15 protein-coding genes are annotated in these 19,085 nt (G+C 68.8%); 6 read left to right on the top strand and 9 right to left on the bottom strand.

The window, feature by feature from the left end; genetic code table 11:
• Positions 1-211: 211 nt before the first annotated feature.
• From BLS25_RS10590 to BLS25_RS10580, 3 genes are all read right to left on the bottom strand, one after another.
• On the bottom strand, positions 212-1,189 hold the full coding sequence (locus BLS25_RS10590; RefSeq protein WP_056230304.1) for a carbohydrate ABC transporter permease: 978 nt from the start codon (positions 1,187-1,189) through the stop codon (positions 212-214).
• On the bottom strand, positions 1,186-2,538 hold the full coding sequence (locus tag BLS25_RS10585) for a carbohydrate ABC transporter permease (RefSeq protein ID WP_371129334.1): 1,353 nt from the start codon (positions 2,536-2,538) through the stop codon (positions 1,186-1,188). Before BLS25_RS10585 ends, BLS25_RS10590 begins: the two co-directional genes overlap by 4 nt.
• Positions 2,539-2,667: 129 nt before the next feature.
• Entirely contained in the window at positions 2,668-3,996 is a 1,329-nt protein-coding gene (locus tag BLS25_RS10580; RefSeq protein ID WP_056230307.1) for an ABC transporter substrate-binding protein, read from the bottom strand.
• 238 nt (positions 3,997-4,234) lie between these two features.
• Here BLS25_RS10580 and BLS25_RS10575 point away from each other — a divergent pair, with 238 nt between their 5' ends.
• On the top strand, positions 4,235-5,245 hold the full coding sequence (locus tag BLS25_RS10575; protein WP_056230310.1) for a LacI family DNA-binding transcriptional regulator: 1,011 nt from the start codon (positions 4,235-4,237) through the stop codon (positions 5,243-5,245).
• Positions 5,246-5,297: 52 nt separating this feature from the next.
• Here the strand turns inward: BLS25_RS10575 and BLS25_RS10570 are convergent, their stop codons facing one another.
• The 5 genes from BLS25_RS10570 to BLS25_RS10545 all read right to left on the bottom strand — a co-directional run bounded on the left by BLS25_RS10570 (position 5,298) and on the right by BLS25_RS10545 (position 13,188).
• Positions 5,298-9,971 carry an ExeM/NucH family extracellular endonuclease gene (locus tag BLS25_RS10570; protein WP_256335574.1) on the bottom strand — a complete coding sequence of 1,558 codons (4,674 nt, stop codon included), beginning with the start codon at positions 9,969-9,971 and terminating at the stop codon, positions 5,298-5,300.
• A gap of 303 nt (positions 9,972-10,274) precedes the next feature.
• Positions 10,275-10,658 (bottom strand): 50S ribosomal protein L7/L12, encoded by a 384-nt coding sequence (rplL, locus tag BLS25_RS10560; RefSeq protein ID WP_056230314.1) that lies wholly within the window; start codon positions 10,656-10,658, stop codon positions 10,275-10,277.
• 49 nt (positions 10,659-10,707) lie between these two features.
• On the bottom strand, positions 10,708-11,196 hold the full coding sequence (gene rplJ / locus BLS25_RS10555) for a 50S ribosomal protein L10 (RefSeq protein WP_056230317.1): 489 nt from the start codon (positions 11,194-11,196) through the stop codon (positions 10,708-10,710).
• Positions 11,197-11,576: 380 nt separating this feature from the next.
• Positions 11,577-12,563, bottom strand: a complete 987-nt coding sequence (locus tag BLS25_RS10550; RefSeq protein WP_143017904.1) for a type IV toxin-antitoxin system AbiEi family antitoxin domain-containing protein — start codon at positions 12,561-12,563, stop codon at positions 11,577-11,579.
• Between the two features lie 223 nt (positions 12,564-12,786).
• Entirely contained in the window at positions 12,787-13,188 is a 402-nt protein-coding gene (locus BLS25_RS10545) for an SIP domain-containing protein (protein WP_056230324.1), read from the bottom strand.
• A 102-nt stretch (positions 13,189-13,290) separates the two neighbouring features.
• On the opposite strand from BLS25_RS10545, the gene BLS25_RS10540 reads away from it, so the two are divergent.
• The 4 genes from BLS25_RS10540 (at position 13,291) to BLS25_RS10525 (ending at position 17,420) form a co-directional block, all read left to right on the top strand.
• Positions 13,291-13,971, top strand: a complete 681-nt coding sequence (locus tag BLS25_RS10540) for a YqaJ viral recombinase family protein (protein ID WP_056230328.1) — start codon at positions 13,291-13,293, stop codon at positions 13,969-13,971.
• A gap of 99 nt (positions 13,972-14,070) precedes the next feature.
• Positions 14,071-15,765, top strand: coding sequence for an MDR family MFS transporter (locus tag BLS25_RS10535; RefSeq protein WP_074695560.1), 1,695 nt, complete (start codon positions 14,071-14,073; stop codon positions 15,763-15,765).
• Positions 15,758-16,231: a MarR family winged helix-turn-helix transcriptional regulator gene (locus tag BLS25_RS10530; protein WP_074695558.1), complete on the top strand. Its 474-nt coding sequence runs from the start codon at positions 15,758-15,760 to the stop codon at positions 16,229-16,231. Before BLS25_RS10535 ends, BLS25_RS10530 begins: the two co-directional genes overlap by 8 nt.
• Positions 16,232-16,400: 169 nt before the next feature.
• The gene (locus tag BLS25_RS10525; protein ID WP_056230335.1) at positions 16,401-17,420 is read left to right on the top strand and encodes an NADP-dependent oxidoreductase; all 1,020 of its coding nucleotides are present in this window, start codon (positions 16,401-16,403) and stop codon (positions 17,418-17,420) included.
• Between the two features lie 2 nt (positions 17,421-17,422).
• Here BLS25_RS10525 and BLS25_RS10520 read toward each other — a convergent pair whose 3' ends face one another.
• The gene (locus tag BLS25_RS10520) at positions 17,423-18,307 is read right to left on the bottom strand and encodes a LysR family transcriptional regulator ArgP (RefSeq protein ID WP_074695556.1); all 885 of its coding nucleotides are present in this window, start codon (positions 18,305-18,307) and stop codon (positions 17,423-17,425) included.
• A 69-nt stretch (positions 18,308-18,376) separates the two neighbouring features.
• Between BLS25_RS10520 and BLS25_RS10515 the strand changes: the two genes are divergently transcribed.
• Complete coding sequence (locus BLS25_RS10515) at positions 18,377-19,042, top strand: LysE/ArgO family amino acid transporter (RefSeq protein ID WP_074695554.1); 666 nt, start codon at positions 18,377-18,379, stop codon at positions 19,040-19,042.
• Positions 19,043-19,085 lie beyond the last annotated feature (43 nt).

Here is a 19,085-nt window from a genome sequence, read left to right as displayed (position 1 = left end):
CCCTCTGGCCCCCACGCATAACGGCACCCGCGACGAAGAACCCGTCATACGCGCGGATCGCTTTCATCCGCGGGCTCGCTCTGTGGGCCGCGGGGTCCGTGTCGGCGCACAGCGCCCCGGAACCTGAGCGGCGGCGGGCGCCGCGCCCCGCCGGGAACGCCGAGGGGCGCGGCACCCTTCCGGATGCCGCGCCCCTCGGGTCGTGACGGGCTCAGCCCTTCGTGGCACCCGCCAGCAGGCCGCGCACGAAGAAGCGCTGCAGGAGGAAGAACACGATCAGCGGAACCAGGATCGAGATGAACGTTCCCGCCGACTGGAGGAACCACTGGTCGCCCCAGGTACCCGACAGCGAGTTGAGCGATTGGGTGAGGGGCAACGATGACGATGGCGCGAAGATCGTCGCCACCAGCAGGTCGTTCCACACCCAGATGAACTCGAGCACCGCGAACGAGGCGAGCGCGGGAGCCGCGAGCGGCAGGATGAGGCGGAAGAAGATCTGCCCGTGGCCGGCTCCGTCGACACGAGCGGCCTCGATCACCTCGGCCGGGATCTCGGCGATGAAGTTGTGCAGCAGGAAGATGGCCAGCGGCATCGCGAAGATCACGTGCGCGATCCACACGGTCGCGAAGCTGTGCTCCACGCCGCGCAGGTCGAAGCCCGGGAAGATCGTGACTTCGTTGATCGTCAGACCGCGCGAGAACAGGCTCAGCAGGGGCACGAGGGCCATCTGCAGCGGCACGATCTGCAGCGCGAAGATGAAGATGAAGAAGAAGTTGCGGCCCTTGAAATCGATCCACGCGAACGCGTACGCGATGAGCGACGCGACCGCGAGGGCGAACAGCACCACCGGGATCGTGATCGCCAACGAGTTCAGGAACGACTGCGCGAGCGTGAGCGCGGTCCCTCCCGACGTCAGGGCGAGGCGGTAGTTCTCCAGGGTGAACGACGGGTCGGTGAAGACCGTCCACCACCCCGACGACTGGGTGTCGGAACCCGGGCGGAACGAGGTGACGAAGAGGCCGAAGGTCGGGATCGTCCAGAAGAAGGCGATCACGACGGCCGCGATCGTCGCGCCCTTCGAGGTGAGGCGCTTGCGCGCCATCGCCTCGTGCTTGCGCGTGTCGCGTGCCACCTGGCGGGCGGAGCGGGTGTCGGTGGTGGGTTCGATCACCACGGTCGAGGTGGTCATCGCACTTCCCTCTGCTTCCGGATCTGGCGCACGTTGAAGATGATCAGCGGCAGCACGAAGATGAACAGCACCACGGCCAGCGCCGCGGAGTGCCCGTAGCTCTGGAAACGCTGCTGCTGATTGACCATCTCGAAGGCGAGGACGGTCGAGTCGTTACGCCCACCGGTCATGACGGCGACGATGTCGTAGATCTTCAGGGCGCCGATGGCGATGGTGGTCAGCACGACGATCAGCGAGGACCGGATGCCGGGGACGGTGACGTTGATGAAACGCTCCCAGGCGCTCGCCCCGTCGAGTTCGGCGGCTTCGTTCTGCTCCGGCGGAACCGCCTTGATGGCGGCCGAGAGGATGACCATCGCCAGGCCCGTCTGGCTCCAGATGAAGACGACGACGAGCAGGAGGGTGTTGATCAGGGGCGACGCGGCCAGCCACGAGACCGGCTGACCGCCGAAGGCCGTGACGATCGCGTTCAAGACACCGATCTGGTCGCCCTGGCGGAAGTCGTAGACGAACTTCCAGATGATGCCGGCCCCGACGAACGAGATCGCGAAGGGCATGAAGATGAGCACCTTCAGGTACTTCTCGCCCGCCGCGCGGTCGATGAAAACCGCGTAGGCCAGTCCGATCGCGGTGGCGATGGTGGGAGCCAGCAGCACCCAGATGAGGGTGTTGATGACAGACCAGAAGCCCTCGGGGTTCGTGAAGGTCCAGATGTAGTTCTCGAGACCGACGAAGTTGTCACCGGTCTTGTCGAAGAACGACTGGAAGAAGGTGGTGATCGCCGGGTAGACCAGGCCGAGCAGCAGCAGGATCGAGGCGGGGGCCGCGAACAGGATCAGCTGGAACAGGTAGCCCGCGCCCTGGCGCGAGCGGTAGTCGGCGTAGAAGAGGATCGCCCCGAGGAGGATCGCGATGCCGAGGACGTAGATGACGGCGTTCTGGTACGGGCGCAGCAGCATGAACGCGAGCACCGGGATGCCGAAGCAGGCGATGAGCCGCAGCCAGAAGTAGCCCTTGCCGGAGCGGGGCGCGTACTCGATGAGCAGCAGCAGGAGCCCGACGACCGCGCCGAACGCGACCACGACGAGCGGGATCTGGACGAGGGGGCTGAGGCCACCGAGCCAGATGAAGAAGCTGTTGAGGCTGAAGCCGATGGTGGTCGGCTTGGTGTCGGCGGGGGCCCGCGTCACCATGAAGAGGAAGAGCGCCACCGCGAGGATGAGCCCTACGAGGACCACGAGCATGGTGGTCCGATTGCGTGCGCCGGAGCCGCGCGTCTGCCGCTCGGCTCGTCCGCCCGGCGGAGGTGACGCCGTCGGCGCCTTCTCCGCGTTCTTGATATCGGTCATGACGTCCCTCCCGAACACGCCTTCGTGCTCATCGTTGAGTGCCCGTGTGGTGCGTGCGGGCGGATTAGAAGTATGGACCCGGATGGGCCGCCCGCGTGGCGGGCGGCCCATCGGTGGTGCAGCGGGCGGTTAGTTGTTATAACCGGTCTGGATGTCGCTCAGCACCTGGTCGGTCGGCGTACCGTCGATCCAGCTGACCATGCCCTTCCAGAACGAGCCCGAGCCGACGGTCGCCGGCATGAGGTCCGACGCGTCGAAACGCAGCGTGGTGTTCGGGTCCTGGACGACCTTCATGGCCTCCTGCAGGAACTCGCTCGAGGCGAGCGAGGGGTCGGCGCCCTTGTTGGCCGAGATCACGCCGCCGAGCTTGACGCGGGCGTTGGCGAAGTCGGGGGTCGACATGAACTCGGCGACCTTCTGGACGTTCGCGTCGTCCGAGAACGTGGTGACGAACTCGCCGCCACCCTCGACCGCCAGCTTGCCCTCGGTCACGCCGGGGAGCAGGAAGGCGTAGACGTCACCGTCGGGTGCGACCTTGACGTCGCCGCCCGAGGCGTTCTTGACCGTGAGGAAGTTGGACGACAGGAACGACGCCTGGTGGGTCATCGGGCAGCTGCCGTCGGCGACCTTGGCGGCCACGTCGGCGAAGGCGACCGAGTTGATGCTCTTGACGTCACCGAAGCCGGCGTTGACGTACGACGGGTTCAGGAGGATCTTGCCGGTGGCCTCGAAGGCCTCCTTGATCGGTGCGTCGGTGAACTTGACCTCGTTGGCGACCCACTGGTCGTAGACGTCGGGGCCGGACTGACGCAGGACCATGTCCTCGATCCAGTCGGTGCCGGGCCAGCCCGAGGCGTCACCCGAGGCGAAGCCCGCGCACCACGGAGCGGCGCCGGTCTTCTGCTGGATGGTCGCCGTGAGGGTCATCAGCTGGTCGAGCGTCTTGGGAACCTCGACGCCCCACTCCTTGAACTTCGCCGGCGAGTACCAGACGTAGCCCTTGAGGTTGGCGAGCATGGGTGCGGCGTAGAACGTTCCGTCTTCGCTGCCGTAGGACTTCCAGTCCTCGCCCCAGTACTGGTCGACGTTCGACGACACGGTGTCGGACGCCTTCTTCACGTCGCCCGTGCCGATGAGGGTCTTGAGCAGACCCGGCTGGGGGACGATCGCGATGTCGGGGGCGTCGCCACCGGTCACCTTGGTGACGATGTTGCCCTCGAAGCTCTTGTCGCCGGTGTAGACGACCTTGATGCCGGTGTCCTTGGTGAACTGGTCGAACGACTGGTTCAGCAGGTCGGCCTCGCTACCGGTGATGCCGCCGGAGATGCGGACGGTCGTCTCGCCTCCGGAACCGCTCGTGCCGCCGCTGTCGCCTTCGGCGCAGCCTGCGAGAGCGATCGCACCGACCGCCAACAGCCCGACGGGCGCCAGCAGGCGATACCGCTGTGACATACCCATGTGGTCTCTCCTCTTTGAGTGTCTTGGTGCACCGGATCCCGTCGGGAACCGATTCCAGGCAACCGTAGAGCCAATCCACAAGACTTGCAACCGGCCGCAGGTCACGAACGGATAACTAGCGGAAAGACGCGGAAACTCACCGGTATACCGGGCCGGGACCGGTTCCACTTTGGATGATTCTCGGATACTCTTTTCGACGTCGACACGGACGTCGACACATCACGAGGAAGATCACGGCATGAGCGGAATCGCCGATGTGGCACGCCTGGCCGGCGTGTCCAAGTCGACGGCAAGCCGCGCTCTCACGGGCGGCGGCTATGTCTCCGACCTCACTCGTCAACGCGTCACCGACGCCGCGGCATCCCTCGGCTACGTCCCCTCCACGAGCGCGGTGAGCCTCGCGACGGGGCGCACCCGCACGATCGCCCTGATCGTGCCGAAGGTGAACCGCTGGTACTTCGGGTCCATCGTCGAAGGGGTCGAACGCACCCTCATCCCCCTCGGCTACGACGTCACCCTCTACGTGGCGGAGCCGGGATCCAACGACCGCGAGAGCCTGTACTCCACGTACCTGGCCCGCAAGCGGTTCGACGGCATCATCGCCGTCGCCCTCGAGCCGGACGACGCCGACCTCGAACGCCTCGCGAACATCGGCAAGCCGGTGGTGAGCATCGGCAACGCCCTCAGCGGTGTGCCCACCCTCGGTCTCGACAACATCGCGATCACGCGCATCATCACGCAGCACCTCATCGCACTCGGACACACTGACATCGCCTTCGTCGGCAGTACCCCCCGCAGCGACGCTCCCGCCAAGGACGTCGACGAGCGCTCGATCGGGTACCGGAACGCGATGAACGACCACGATCTGGCCGTCCGCATCCGCAGCGTGCCCTCCACCCTCACGATCACCGACGCGTACGCGGCCGCCGCCTCGTTCCTGGCCGACGCGGCCTCGCGTCCCACCGGCGTGGTCGCCGCCTGCGACGAGGTCGCGATCGGCGTGATCATCGCCGCGCGGCGGATGGGAATCTCGGTCCCCACCGAGCTCAGCGTCGTCGGGATCGACGGTCACGACTACGCCGAGATGTTCTCCCTCACCACGATCGAGCAGTTCCCGCAGGCGCAGGGTGTCGAGGCGACCCGCCTGCTCCTGTCGATGATTGAGGGGACCGGCGAACCGGCCTGGCGGACCGAGGCCGAGACCCGGCTCGTCGTCCGCGCCTCCACCGCTCCCCCGCGCGTGTCCTGAGAAGACGGGACCCCGGATGCCGTGGCATCCGGGGTCCCGTTTCTCTCACTGATCAGTCAGCGCGACGCGTGGCCCGTCGGCGGGCTACGAGGCCGAGCCCCAGCAGCGCGAGCGCGGCGAGCACGCCCGCACCCATCCACGTCGTGTCGGCGCCCGTCGTCGGCAGCGAGCCGGACGCCGAGCCCTGACCGGACCCGTTCTGTCCCTGGCCCGCGCCCCCACCGGGGGTGCCCGCACCGTCACCGGCTGCGGTTACCTGCACGGGCACCACCACGGCGGTCCCGGTGGGCTGCGCGGTCAGGCGCAGCTGCAGGGTCCCGACGGCGTCCGCGGGCACGCCCACGGTCACGGTCGCCGAGCCGTCGACCACCGCGACGCTGGTCGCCGCGGGCGCGGCGAGCGCCGCGATCCGCGCCGACGGGGCGGCGAGGGCCATCGTCCGGGCCGTCGCGCGGGGCGACACCGTCTCGGCGCCGAACGAGGCGTCGAGCGTCGTGTTCGCCGGGGCGCCGAGCGAGGTGAGGTCGAGGTTCGACACGGTCACCGTGAGATCGGTCCCCGGTGCCGCGGCGCGGGCACCCGACACCTGCACGCCGCGCGCGGTGAAGTCGGGGGTCAGTCCCGGGTTCTCGCTCAGGTACTGGATCCACGCGTCGCGGTCGATGAGACCGGAGTCGCGGGTGTCGGTTCCCTTCGCGAAGACCGAGAAGCTGTCTCCTCCGCCGAGCAGGAAGTTGAACGAACCCACGCGGTACCCCTTCGCCGGGTCGACGGGCACGCCGTCGATCCAGACTCCGGTGATGCGCTGCCCCGCGGGGAGCGCCGCGTCGTAGGTGTAGCGGAGGTTCTCCGAGACACCGAGCGACAGGTTCGCGTTGTCGGCGCGCTTCGAGAAGTCGCCCCACTGCTGCTCGAGGACCTGACGCACCTGGTCCCCGGTGAGGGTCGTGGTCCAGAGGTTGTTGAGGAAGGGCAGGACCGCGTTCGCCTCGGCGAGCGTGATCACACCGCCATCCGCCCCGTAGAGCAGCTCATCGCGCAGGCCGCCCGCGTTGACGAACGAGATCTCGGCACCGCCTCGATCGGCGTCGTCCAGCGAGTCGAGCAGCGCGTCGGCCACGAGCCCGCCGAGAGCCGACTGCTTCGTCCGATCGCCGCGCGTACCACCGGCGTAGACGCCGTCGACGTACGCGCCGCCGCTGAAGGCCGTGGTGATGTCGGCGCTGACCGAACCCACCTGCTGCTGTCCGACCACGTCGGCTTCGGCACGGGCCGCCTTCACGATCCCGTCCACTTTCGCGACGCGAGGGTAGGTGCGGACGAGTTCCGCGTCGAGAGCCGCGTTGACGGCCGCGTCCTTGCCTCCGAGGCGCGCGACGTTCCGCGCGGTGTGATTGACCACGTCGCCCTGCGCATCGACGTCGAGCACGATCTGACCGACGTTCTCGCCGTAGTTGCCCGTCTGGACAATCGGGCGCGTGCCCTCACGGCCCGGGATCGGCGCGTCCCACGCGTACAGCTGGTGCGTGTGGCCGGTGAAGATGGCATCCACCTCGGGAGAGGTCTCGTTCACGATCTTCGCGAACGGTCCCCCGGCGGCGACGGCCTGCTCGAGAGTCGTCGTGGCCTGACCGGCACCGGAGCCCTCGTGGTACTGGGCGACGATCACGTCGACCTGGTCGTCGATCTCGGCGACGACGCGGTTCACCTCGGCGACGGGCTCGCGGAATTCGATCCCCTGGATGCCGCTGGGCGTGACCAGCGTCGGGGTCGACTCCGTGATGGCTCCGATGACGCCGACGCGCACACCGTCGACCTCGAAGATCGCGTACTCCTGCAGCAGAGGCTTGCCGTCCTTGAAGACGTTCGCGGCCAGGTACGGGAAGTCGGCGAGGCCGTCGACGCGACCGGTGAGGTCGTTCGCGCCCTTGTCGAACTCGTGGTTCCCCGCGGCCGAGGCCTTGAGGTCGAGTGCGTTCAGCACGTCGATGGTCGGCTTGTCACCGAAGTACGACGAGGCGAACACCGAGGCGCCGATGTTGTCGCCGTTGGAGATGAACAGCGAGTTCTTCTCGCCGTACTGCGCGCGAACCTGCTCGACGGTCCCGGCGAACCGGACGGTGTTGGCGTCGATCCGACCGTGGAAGTCGTTGATGCCGACCAGGTTCACCTGGGTCGTCGGAGACAGGTCGAGACCCACGATGACCGGGTCGTGATCGCTGGAGCGGTACGGCGTCGTGTCGTAGAAGTTCAGCGCGTTGTAGTTGTAGCGGCTGTACTCCAGGGCGAGGGCCTCGACGGCGTTGATGTTCCAGATGTCGGCGCCGGTCACCAGCTCGCGCGCAGAGGGCGAGGCCAGCACGTGATCGAGCGAACCCGACTGACCGCTGAACGAGTACGAGTACTTTCCGGTGCCCGCCTCGAGCGGCTCGAAGCCGAAGTCGCGCAGCTTCTGGATCGGGTCTTCCTGCGAGTACGAGTTGAAGTCGCCGAGCAAGAAGACGTCGTCGGTGCCGACCGCGGCCGAGCGGGTCTTCGCGAAGTTCCCGAGGGCCTCCGCCTGACGCACCCGATCGCCGTTGAACGCACCCTGGATGCCGTTGGCGTTGTCGCCCGTCGCCTTGGGGTCGCTGTCGCCCTTCGACTTGAAGTGGTTCACGATCGCCAGGATCTTGGCATCCGGGAACGCGACCGGGGCGAACGCCTGCGCGAGCGGTTGGCGTGCGTTGCGGAAGGCGGCGTCGTCGAGGATGACGCTGTCGCCGACGGGAGCGGCCACGGCCTTCTTGTAGATGAAGGCCGTGCGGATCACGTCCTCGGTCGCGGGCAGGGCCGCGGGCGAGGGGACGAAGGCCCACTGCTCCGAACCGAGCGCGGCGTTCAGGGCACCGACCAGGGTGGACAGCGCCGCGTCGCGGCTCTTCCCGAACTTGGCGGAGTTCTCGATCTCTTCGAGCGAGACGACGTCGGCACCGAGACCGTTGATGGCGGCGACGATCTTGTCCTGCTGGCGCGTGAGGTTCTCGTCGTTCGCGGCGCCGCGGGGGCCGGGAGCGGGGCACGTGTTCGCGGTGATCGGGTTGCCCGCGCGGTCCTTGTAGACCGAAGTGCAGTTGACGCTCGCGGCGGTGGTGGTGAAGTAGTTGAGGACGTTGAAGCTCGAGATCTTCAGATCGCCGCCGACCGGCGCGGGTGCCGAGGTGCGGGTGTTCGCGAAAGTCGCCGGCTGCACGTCCTTCGCGTTGTCCACCGTGAGCTGCTGTGTCGGCTGGAACTTCCAAGTGTTGTTGCGGTAGTCGAGGATGACCGGCTTCGTGAACGTCGTCGGGGCGCCCACGCGCACGGGCTTCGTCAGCGACACATACGGCAGGGGGATGCCCTTGTTGGCGTCGTTCAGGAAGTTGACCGACGCACCGTCGTCGAGGACGACACCGCGGGCGCCGTTGTCGGCGACGGCTTCGTCGTAGTCGAGGGTGCCCGGCCGCGCGACGTCGGTGGGGGTGCGCAGCGGCGTGGTGCCGGCAGCGAGGCCGACCTCGGCGTACTGGTTGGTCGAGTACGAGTTCGTGACGGTGAAATCCCCCTGCGGCGCGAGGAGCATGCCCTCGAAGCGCTCGCGCTCCTCATCGGTCTTCGGCCACGAGATCTTGGCGGGCTGCACGGCGGCGGCTTGCTCGGTGAGCACGCTCACCCCCGCTGCCTCGGCGGAGATCTGCGTCTGACCGGAGAACTCGTTAGCGGTTCCCGTCACCTCGACGTGCTGACCGATCGCGACCGTGGCGGTCGCGGCCGAGCCGTAGACGAAGATCGCGTCGGATGCCGTGTGCGTCTTCGGATCGATCTCGCCACCGGTACCCGGGGTCTGGATGAAGAAGCCGTTGTAGCCGCCGGTCGGGTACGCGGCGGTCACGATGCCGCGCGTGGTGACGGTCTGGCCGGCGAGCGGCGTGGTGGCTCCGGTGCCCTGGATCTCGCTGATCGGGACGACCGCGCCCGGCGTGACCGGGGGCGCCTGTGTCACCGAGGCGGACGGCGAGGGCGACGGCGATGCCGAGCCCGACGGGTCGGGGGTGGGCGTGGTCCGGCCGGAGCCTTGCGGTGTGACCGTCGTGGTGTTGGTGAAGTCCTTCGAGTTGTCGTTGGTGTCGACGAAATCGGTGCGGACGAGAGCGTTGGGCTTGCTGTTGGCCCCGTCGACGATCGCGGGAGCCGTCTCGAACGAGATGCCGTTGCCATATCCGAGGAAGTCGACGACTCGAGCGTCCGCGACGGAGCCCGACGGAACGGCTAGGGGTTCGGGCACGTTGGCGAGGAAGAGCTGACCGGAGGTGCCCCCCGGGTTGAGCGTGCTCGTCAGGTCGGTGGCGGGAAGAGCCGCGCCGGCTGGGGGCGTTCCGTTGCCCGGCAAGCCGATCAGGTAGTAGCCGCCGGCATCGATCGAGCCGCTGAGCCGCTGCGTATTCGCTGCGGTGGGAACGGAGGAGCTCGACTCGGAGCGGTACTGGAGCGACCACCCGCTCAGGTCCTGCGCGGTGTCGCCCGCGTTGTACAGCTCGACGAACTTCTGGTTGAAGAAGGCGCCGGCGCTCCCGCCCTTCAGGTAGGCCTCGTTGATCACCACCTTCGAGCCGACGGCGGCCGAAGCCGGGAGCGGCACGATCGCTGAGCCGAAGAGGGCGACGCCGAGGGCGGCGCTCAGTGCGGTGGTGAAACGGCGTGCGGACACGCGCGAAGCATCGGAAGGCATGGGTCTCCAAGTACCGGCGCGCGCAAGGCGACGTCGGCGGTGGGGGAATCGACGGGGGGTCTCAACGACCGTAAACGATCCCCATACCCTTTTCCCAGACTTCTTTATTTCGATCAGGTGAACATCGGTGTCTCGTCGCATGAAACCGGGTCTCACACCCGTCCGGTCGCCGGGCCCCCGATCGGCCGACCGCTCTCGACGCTCACGAGAAACGACGAAGGCCCGGATGCCATGGCATCCGGGCCTTCGCTTATCGCGTTGAAGCGACCGCTTGAAGCGAGATTACTTCAGGGTCACCGTGGCGCCGGCAGCCTCGAGGGCCTCCTTGGCCTTCTCGGCGGCTTCCTTGTTCGCGCCCTCGAGCACGGCCTTGGGAGCACCATCGACGACGGCCTTGGCCTCGCCGAGGCCGAGCGAGGTGAGCTCGCGGACCGTCTTGATGACCTGGATCTTCTTGTCGCCGGCAGCCTCGAGGATGACGTCGAACGAGTCCTTCTCTTCCTCGGCCTCTGCGGCGCCCGCGCCACCGGCAGCGCCGGCAACGGCGACCGGAGCGGCAGCGGTGACGTCGAACTTCTCCTCGAACGCCTTCACGAACTCGCTGAGCTCGACAAGGGTCAGACCAGCGAACTGGTCGAGCAGCTCGTCAGTGGTGAGCTTCGCCATGATGTTTCTCCTAATAGGTGGGGTTTGTGGGGTGAAGACCGTGCGGGGCTCAGGCAGCCTCGGCGGTCTCCAGCTTCTCGCGGAGGGCGTCGATGGTGGCCGCAGCCTTGCCCATCGTCGCCTTCATCATGCCCGCGGCCTTTGCCAGCAGAACCTCGCGGCTCTCCAGGGAGGCGTACTTGTCGACCTCGGCGGCGCTGAGGGCGTTGCCCTCGAAGACGCCGCCCTTGATCACGAGAAGCGGGTTCGCCTTGGCGAAGTCACGCAAAGCCTTAGCGGTGGCGACGAAGTCACCGTGCACGAACGCCACGGCCGACGGACCCTTGAGGTCGTCGTCGAGCGCCGTGATCCCCGCGTTGTTCGCGGCGATCTTGGTCAGCGTGTTCTTCACCACGGCGTAGTCCGCGTCCTGACGGATGTTGTTGCGCAGCTGCTTGAGCTGAGCAACCGTCAGACCGCGGTACTCGGTCAGCAGGACGGCGTTCGAGTTCTCGAAGTTCTTCGTGAGCTCGGCGACCGATGCATCCTTCTGCGCCATGGTCACTCCTTGATGGGTACGAGGCGCTCCGCGATGACGAAGCGCCAGCCGAAGACACCGGGGTCTGGACAAAAAGAAGAGCTCCGGCGCAGGCGCACGGAGCTCGGAAGAGATTCGTTTACCTGCGTAGGTCCTCTGCTTTTCAGCAGACGCTTCGATCGACGTGCGAGCACGACGATGACCGACGGTCTTTGGCTTGGCCCCTACTGTACCCGATCCCCCACGCCCTCGCCACTCCGCGCCCCTCGCCGCCCGCCCGTGACGGCACCCGAGCGTCGAGACCGCACCCGATCGTCAAGGCCGCACCCGTTTGCCCGCAAACGAATGCACCTTCGTCAGACGAGTGCGTCCTGACGGCGGCGTCGCCAACCGCCGGGGAGTCAGCGCGGCGGATGCACACCGAAAGCGGACAGGCGCGCAGCAAGCGTCTCCGGTGTCGCGATGTCCGCGAAGCCCCCGCGGCACAGCCGCCATTGCGTGACGCCCCGGATCCAGTCTTCGCGCCGCTTCTCGTCGAGCACCACGTCCTCGATCGAGCGCCCCTGCCTCATCGCGACGTCGCGGTACTTCACCTCGCCGTCGAACTCCCAGAAGGTGCGGACCTGACGCAGCCCGATATCGACGAAGTAGTCCGAACCTCGCGGCCCGGCGACGGCCACCTGCAGATCGAGGTCACGGAAGCCGAGCCGGTACAACTGGAGACGACTCACGCTCTCTCCGGGCAGCTCCGCACGACCGTCGGCGAACTCGACGACCCAGCTCGCGTCACGCACCCCTCGCTGCCCCCGCGCACGGGCGACCCGCTCCCGCAGGCGCTCACGCCAGTCGTCCTGCACATCGGCACGAAACCGCCGGCGTTCCACCGCGAAGCGACGAAGAGCCCTGTCGACACACGACAGGGCCATCTCACGCGTCTCGGTCCGAGAGACGTCGAACACCGTCCGCTGGATCGAGGTGCACCGGATGCCGTCGACCTCGACGACGTCGTCCTCGCTCAGAGCATCCGTGTGCCGGCGGACGTATGACCCGCTGGGCGGGTGCGCAGAGCGGGGGACCACCATCTGCACGCGCTGCTCCCGGAATCGGTACAGCGGAAGACCATGGAGCACCGCAGCGGAAAGGTGGGAGACGACGCCCTCCGCACCGCGTGCCCTGTCGAGCGCCGCCAGCACGGCGAGGCGATGGCGGTCGACGGGCCGCGCAGATGCCCACTCGTCGCGCGCGACGTACACGCCGGGTTGAATGCGCGTCCACGCCGCCCGGTCGCCGCCCGTCTTCAGTTCCGCTTCCGACACTCCACGATCGCGCAGTTCGGCGCGCGTGAACAGCGACCGTCGCGCGACGACGACCTTCGGCTCCACAGGCATCCGCCCACCCTGCCCTCCTCGACGATCCCTCCGGGCGCGCTCTCCACAGGCCCGTCCCTGTGCAGGAGCGGCGCACGCCACCGAAGACGCATTCGATTACCCAGGACGCACCCGTTGGGCGACGAAGCGGTACGTCGTCGGCAGACGAATGCGTCTTCGGCGACCGCATGCCGGCGGCGGCGGCACCCCGGCGACGGCGACGACACCCCAGCGGGGCGCCGGGTCAGGAGACGCGGGGCTCGGGCAGCAGGGCGCGGGTCATGCGCACGATGCGCGAGGGCGTGCGGGCGCCGAGCCACACCGTGCAGAGGGGGGCGTCTCCGCAGGCCCACTCGGCGCACCACGCGTGGATCGCCTGTGCCAGCCGCTCGCCGCGCGGGCGCAGTTCGCCGCCGAGCGTCCGGTCCAGCCAGCTCACCCGGCCGGCCCCGGTGTCGAACGGTTCGATCTCCGCCGTGCCGCACACCTCGACCAGCACTGTCGCGTGCACATGGGGCGACAGCGCCGCGGCGATCCGACGCATCTCGGCGACGTTCCGGGCGTCGCCGCCGAGCAGGACGGCCCCCTCCAGGTCGCGCCAGAGTCCCCCGTCGGGGCGGCGCAGAGAGGACGATTCCGAACCCATGCAGACAACTTAGGTCACCCTTACCTGTCGCACAAGACCCCGGATGCCGACGCGCCGCGCCTCGCATGCGCTCCACGGGCGAGCGGGGTTAGGGTCGAACGCATGTCCCCCGAGCTCGTCGCATCGCGTAGCGCCGACCTCGACGCTCGCATCGTCGCGGACTCGCGCGATCGCGTCGCCTGGATCCGCGCGCGCAGCCGGGGCATCACCGCGACCGACGTCGCCACGCTGACCAGCCCCAACGCCATCGCACGGGCGGCGGATGCCAAGCTCATGGGCTCGAACTTCTCGGGCAACGCCTTCACGGCTCACGGTCGGCGTCGCGAGCCCGAGATCGCCGCATGGGTGGCGGCGACCCACGGCATCCGCCCCTCCTCCGCCCTGTATCACGCGGTCGTCGAGAAGCGTCATCTCGCGACCCCCGACGGTGTCGTCGTCGACGGCGAGGGCCGCATCGTGCTCGCCGAGATCAAGACGACGAACAAAGCGTGGCGCTCGATCCCGAAGACCTACATGCGTCAGATCTGGTGGCAGCAGCACGTGCTGGGCGCCGAGCGCACCCTCGTCGCCTGGGAGCAGCACGACGGCTTCGTCCCCCTGCACGACGAACCGCGGTGCCAGTGGATCGATCGCGACGACCGCGAGATCGCCAAGCTCGTGGGCCTCGCGACCTCGCTCATCGACGAGCTCTACCGCCGCACGATGGAGGCGCGCCAGCCGCGCCCCGAACCGGTCCGTCCGGAGCCCACGGAGAGGTATCGCGCTCTCGCTCTCCTCGATTAATGGTTGACGCAAGTCAATCAATAGGCGTATCGTTGACATCAGTCAACTAATCGCGCCATCGTCGTCGCGGCATCCGTCCCCCTTTCGTGGAGCTCCCGCATGACAACCTCTTCTCTCGAGGCGCCCGCCCAGCGGCGCGTCCTCCCGGCCCTCCTCGGCCTGCTGCTCGGCACCTTCGTGTCGATGCTCGCCTCGACCGTCGTCTCGACATCGCTGCCGGTCATCGTGCACGACCTGTCGGGCGACCAGAACGCGTACACCTGGGTCATCACCGCGACCCTGCTCACCACCGCGATCTCGACCCCGATCTGGGGCAAGCTCGCCGACCTGTTCAACCGCAAGGTGCTCATCCAGATCGCCATCGCGATCTTCGTGCTCGCCACCGCGGCCGCCGGGTTCTCGCAGAACACCGACATGCTGATCGGGTTCCGCGCGGTGCAGGGTCTCGGCGCCGGCGGCCTCGCCGCCCTGAGCCAGGTGATCATGGCCGACATCATCAGCCCGCGCGAGCGCGGCCGGTACATGGGCCTCTTCGGCGCGGTGATGGCCGTCGCCACGGTGGGTGGCCCCCTGCTCGGCGGTGTCATCACCGACGCCTTCGGATGGCGCTGGAACTTCTTCGTCGCCCTCCCCTTCGCCGTCGCCGCCCTGCTGATCCAGCAGCGCACGCTGCACCTGCCCGCCCGTGCCGCCCGCAAGGTCAAGATCGACTACCTCGGCATCGTGCTGCTCTCGGCCGCCGTGTCGCTGCTGCTCATCTGGGTCACCAACGCCGGCAGTACCTTCGAGTGGGCCAGCACCGAGACCGTCCTCATGGTCGGCGGGGCCGTCGTGGCCGCGATCCTCTTCGTGGTCGTCGAGCTGCGCTCCTCCGAGCCCCTCGTGCCGCTGACGCTGTTCCGCGACGCCACCTTCACGCTCGCCACGATCGCGTCGATCGCGACGGGCCTGGCGATGTTCGGCACCTCGGTGTTCCTCAGCCAGTACATGCAGATGGCACGTGGCGCCACGCCCACCGAGGCCGGCGTGATGACCATCCCCATGATCGGCGGCCTGCTCGTCTCGTCGATCGTCGTCGGTGCGCTCATCTCGCGCTTCGGCCACTGGAAGCCGTTCCTCATCGCCGGCGGCGTGCTGCTGATCGCCGGCACGTTCCTGCTGTCGACCGTCCACTACGACACCAACTTCGCCCTCGTGTCGCTCTACATGGCCCTGCTGGGCGCCGGCGTCGGCATGACGATGCAGAACCTCGTGCTCATCGTGCAGAACACCGCCAACCCGTCGCAGATGGGTGCCGCGAGCTCGGGCGTGACGTTCTTCCGCAGCCTCGGCGGCACGATCGGCGTCTCGGTGATGGGTGCGGCCCTGGCGAGCATGGCGACGAGCCTGTTCACCGACCGCGCCGCCGACCTGAAGGCCGCCATCGTGGCCCTCGGCGCCGACGGAGCCGCGGTCGCGCAGAGCCTGCAGTCGGGAGCCATCCCGCAGGTCTCGGCTCTCCCCGAGGGGGTGCGCGTCATCGTCGAGGACATCTACGCCCAGTCGATCGCGCACTCGTTCCTCATCGCGGTGCCCGTCGCGGTGGTGAGCCTCATCGCGATCCTGTTCCTGCCGAACCGCCCCCTGACCCGCATGACGACCACCGAGCGCGTCGCCGCGAGCGAGGCCGACTTCGCCACCGTGTCCGTCCCCGAGGCCATGGCGACGCTCTCCGCCACCGGCACCATCCCGACACAGGATGCCGGCTCCCCGCGCCGTGCACGCCGTGAGGCCGAGATGGGAGAGGATGGCTGACGTGACGAGCGATAGGGACGACGAGCGCCGCGAGGCCGTACAGGCCCTGGAATCGTCGTTCTCGGAGCTCATGACCGTGTTCCGCCGCTTCGTCTCCGAGGCGGCGGAACGTGTGAGCCCGGGAATGCTGCCGGCGACGTTCAAGGCCCTCTCGGTCGTCAGCCGCTTCGGTCCGCTCACCCTCTCTGCCCTGGCCGAGCGCCTGGCCGCCGACAAGGGGTTCCTCAGCCGCTCGATCACCGAGCTCGAAGACCTCGGCCTCGTCACCCGCACGCCGGACCCCACCGATCGCCGCTCGCGGCTCATCGCCGTCACCGAGGTCGGCCACGCGCGCCTCGCGGAAGCTCGCGCCCCTCACGAGAGTCGCTTGTTCGACGCGATCGCCGACTGGACGATCGACGACATCCGCCACCTCTCCACGCTGCTGCACGCTCTCGCCGTCGGCGAAGTTCCCGTCCGCGACTGACCGCGCCCGCGGCTTCACCGTTACGCACGGGACGACGGGGATGGATGCCGCGGACTCGGGCTTCGCGACACGGTGACCGAGGCGTAACACCGCCGAGACAATCCCGGGGTTGACTGTGGGGACCGCGGCGAGGTCGCCGCGGAGCGACCGCAGCGAGAGAGAGCGCCCGATGAGATTCCGATCGACGCGTCCCGAGACCGCCCTCCAGCCCGTCCCCCCGGTGCCCGAGACGATGCGTGCGGTGGTCCTCGACGCCCCGGGCGCGGCCGACGCCCTCCGCGTCGCCGAGGTCGCCGTGCCCGTTCCGGTGCTCAGCGAGGTGCTGGTCCGAGTGGTCGCCGCCGGGATCAATCCCATCGACGCGAAGACCCGCGCCGGGCGCGGTCTGTCCGGGGCGATCTCGTCGTGGCCCGCCGTCCTGGGTCTCGACGTGAGCGGGGTGGTCGTGCGGGCACCGTTCGACGCGCACCCCTTCCCCGTCGGCACCGAGGTCTACGGCATGGCCACCGTGCCGCGCACGAGCGGGTCGTACGCCGAGTACGTCGTGGTGCCCACCCTCTCGCTCGCGCGCAAACCGGCGTCGCTCTCGCACGTCGAGGCCGCCGGGGTTCCGGTGGCCGCGCTCACCGCGTGGGGCATCGTCGTCGAGACGGCCCTCGCGCACCAGGGCCAGCGCATCCTCGTGCACGCGGGAAGCGGCGGTGTCGGCCACTTCGCGGTGCAGTTCGCCGCCTATTTCGGGGCTCACGTGATCGCGACGGGTTCCCCGCGCAACCTGGACTGGCTTCGAGAGCTCGGGGCCGCCGAGGTGATCGATTACACCTCCGTACGGTTCGAAGAGGTCGTCGACGACGTCGACGTCGTGATCGACCTGATCGGCAACGTCTCCGACGACACGGGGACGCGGTCCCTCGAGGTGGTGCGCCCGGGCGGACTCCTCATCGAGGTGCCCACCGGAGCCTGGCCCGGCTTCCGCGAGGCGGCCGCGGAGCGCGGCATCCGCTCCACCGATTACAAGACGATCCCCGACGGCGGGGCTCTCGCCACGATCACCCGCCTCCTCGATTCCGGTGCGGTGCGCGTGTACGTCGAGCACGTCTTCGAACTCGACGACGCCGCCGCGGCGCACACCGAGCTCGAACGCGGGCACACCCGCGGCAAGATCGTGCTCAGCGTCAGCGACGACTGACCTCAGCCCGCGAGCATCCGGCGCCCCTCGTCGACCACCTCGTCGGCCACCTCGTCGAGCAGAGGCGAGGTGAGGTTCCACTGCTGCCAGTAGAGCGGGACGTCGATCGGGTCGTCGCCGAGTCGCACGAGCTCGCCCGCGCTCAGCGCCGCGTCGGACTGGAACCCCGGAAGCAGTCCCCACCCGAGTCCCAGCTGGACGGCCGTCGCGAAATCTTGGGATGCCGGGACCCGGTGCCGGGGCGGAGCCGCCGCGGGGACCCCGCGGCGCGCGAGCCACTGCGTCTGCAGGTCGTCGCGCCGGTCGAAGTCGACCACGGGGGCGGCACTCAGGGCCGTGACGTCGACGCCGGATGCGAACCATCTCGCGGCGAACGAGGTGGTGGCCACCGCCTCGTACCTCAGCACCCCGAGCGGACGCACACGGCACCCGGCGACGGGGGCCTCGCGCGAGGTCACCGCGGCCATCACCGTCCCCGACTCGAGCAGCCCCGCCGTGAAGTCCTGATCGTCGCGGTGGAGGTCGAAGACGACGGCGCGCCGCTCCGCCACGCGCGCCAGCGGCGGGAGGAACCAGGTCGCGAGCGAGTCGGCGTTGACGGCGAGGGGCACGGATGCCACCGCCCCACCCTCGGCGCCGATCGCGGCGAGGGCATCGTGCTCGAGCAGGGCGAGCTGTCGGGCCAGGCGCACGACCGCGTCGCCGGCCTCGGTGGTGCGCACGGGCTTGCTGCGCACGAGGACCACCCGCCCGAGCTGGTCCTCGAGAGCCCGCACGCGTTGGCTCACGGCCGAGGGGGTGACGTGCAGGCGTCGGGCTGCGGCATCCAGGGTCCCCTCTTCAATCACGACGGCGAGGGTGCGGGCGAGATCGAGGGGAATCGACATGAAGGAATGCTAATGCTCCTGAAGAATCCTGAGCTGGCCTACGGCACATCAGCCCCCTAGCGTCGAGACGTGCTCACTCCTCTGCTCGCCGGCCTCGGCCTCGGCTTCTCGCTCATCATCGCCATCGGCGCGCAGAACCTCTTCGTCCTCCGACAGGGCATCCGCCGCGAGCATCTGCTCGCCGTCGTCGCCGTCTGCGCGGTCTCGGACGCGGTTCTGATCCTGCTGGGGGTTTCGGGCATCGGCCTGGTGCTGAACGCCGTGCCGTGGCTCATCGTCGTCGTGCGATGGGCGGGGGCGGCGTTCCTTCTCGGGTACGGCCTCCTCGCCGCCCGGCGCGCCCTGCGCCCCAGCGGCGCGACACTGCACCTCGACGCCGGCGCCCCGGCATCCCCTCCGGCTCGGGATGCCGGGAACACGACAGTACGCACGCGCCCGGCGCGAACGACCCTCGCCACCGCCGTGCTCACTTGCCTCGCCCTGACCTGGCTCAATCCGCACGTCTACCTCGACACGGTGTTCCTGCTCGGATCGGTCGCCTCGACGCACGGTGACGGACGCTGGGCCTTCGCGGCGGGTGCGTGCGCGGCGAGCCTCGTGTGGTTCTCGGCGCTCGGCTACGGGGCCCGGTACCTCGGCCGCTGGCTCGACACTCCCCGCGCGTGGCGCGTCCTCGACGGCATCATCGCCGTGGTGATGTGCGCGATCGCCGTCTCGCTCGTGCTCCCCCACTGAGACCGCTGAGACCGCTCGCTCGGCGGATCGGCCGCCGCTCGGG

The organism is Microbacterium testaceum StLB037, from assembly GCF_900104345.1.
GTDB classification, from domain to species: domain Bacteria; phylum Actinomycetota; class Actinomycetes; order Actinomycetales; family Microbacteriaceae; genus Microbacterium; species Microbacterium testaceum_A.
This window is presented reverse-complemented; position numbering and strand designations above follow the sequence as displayed.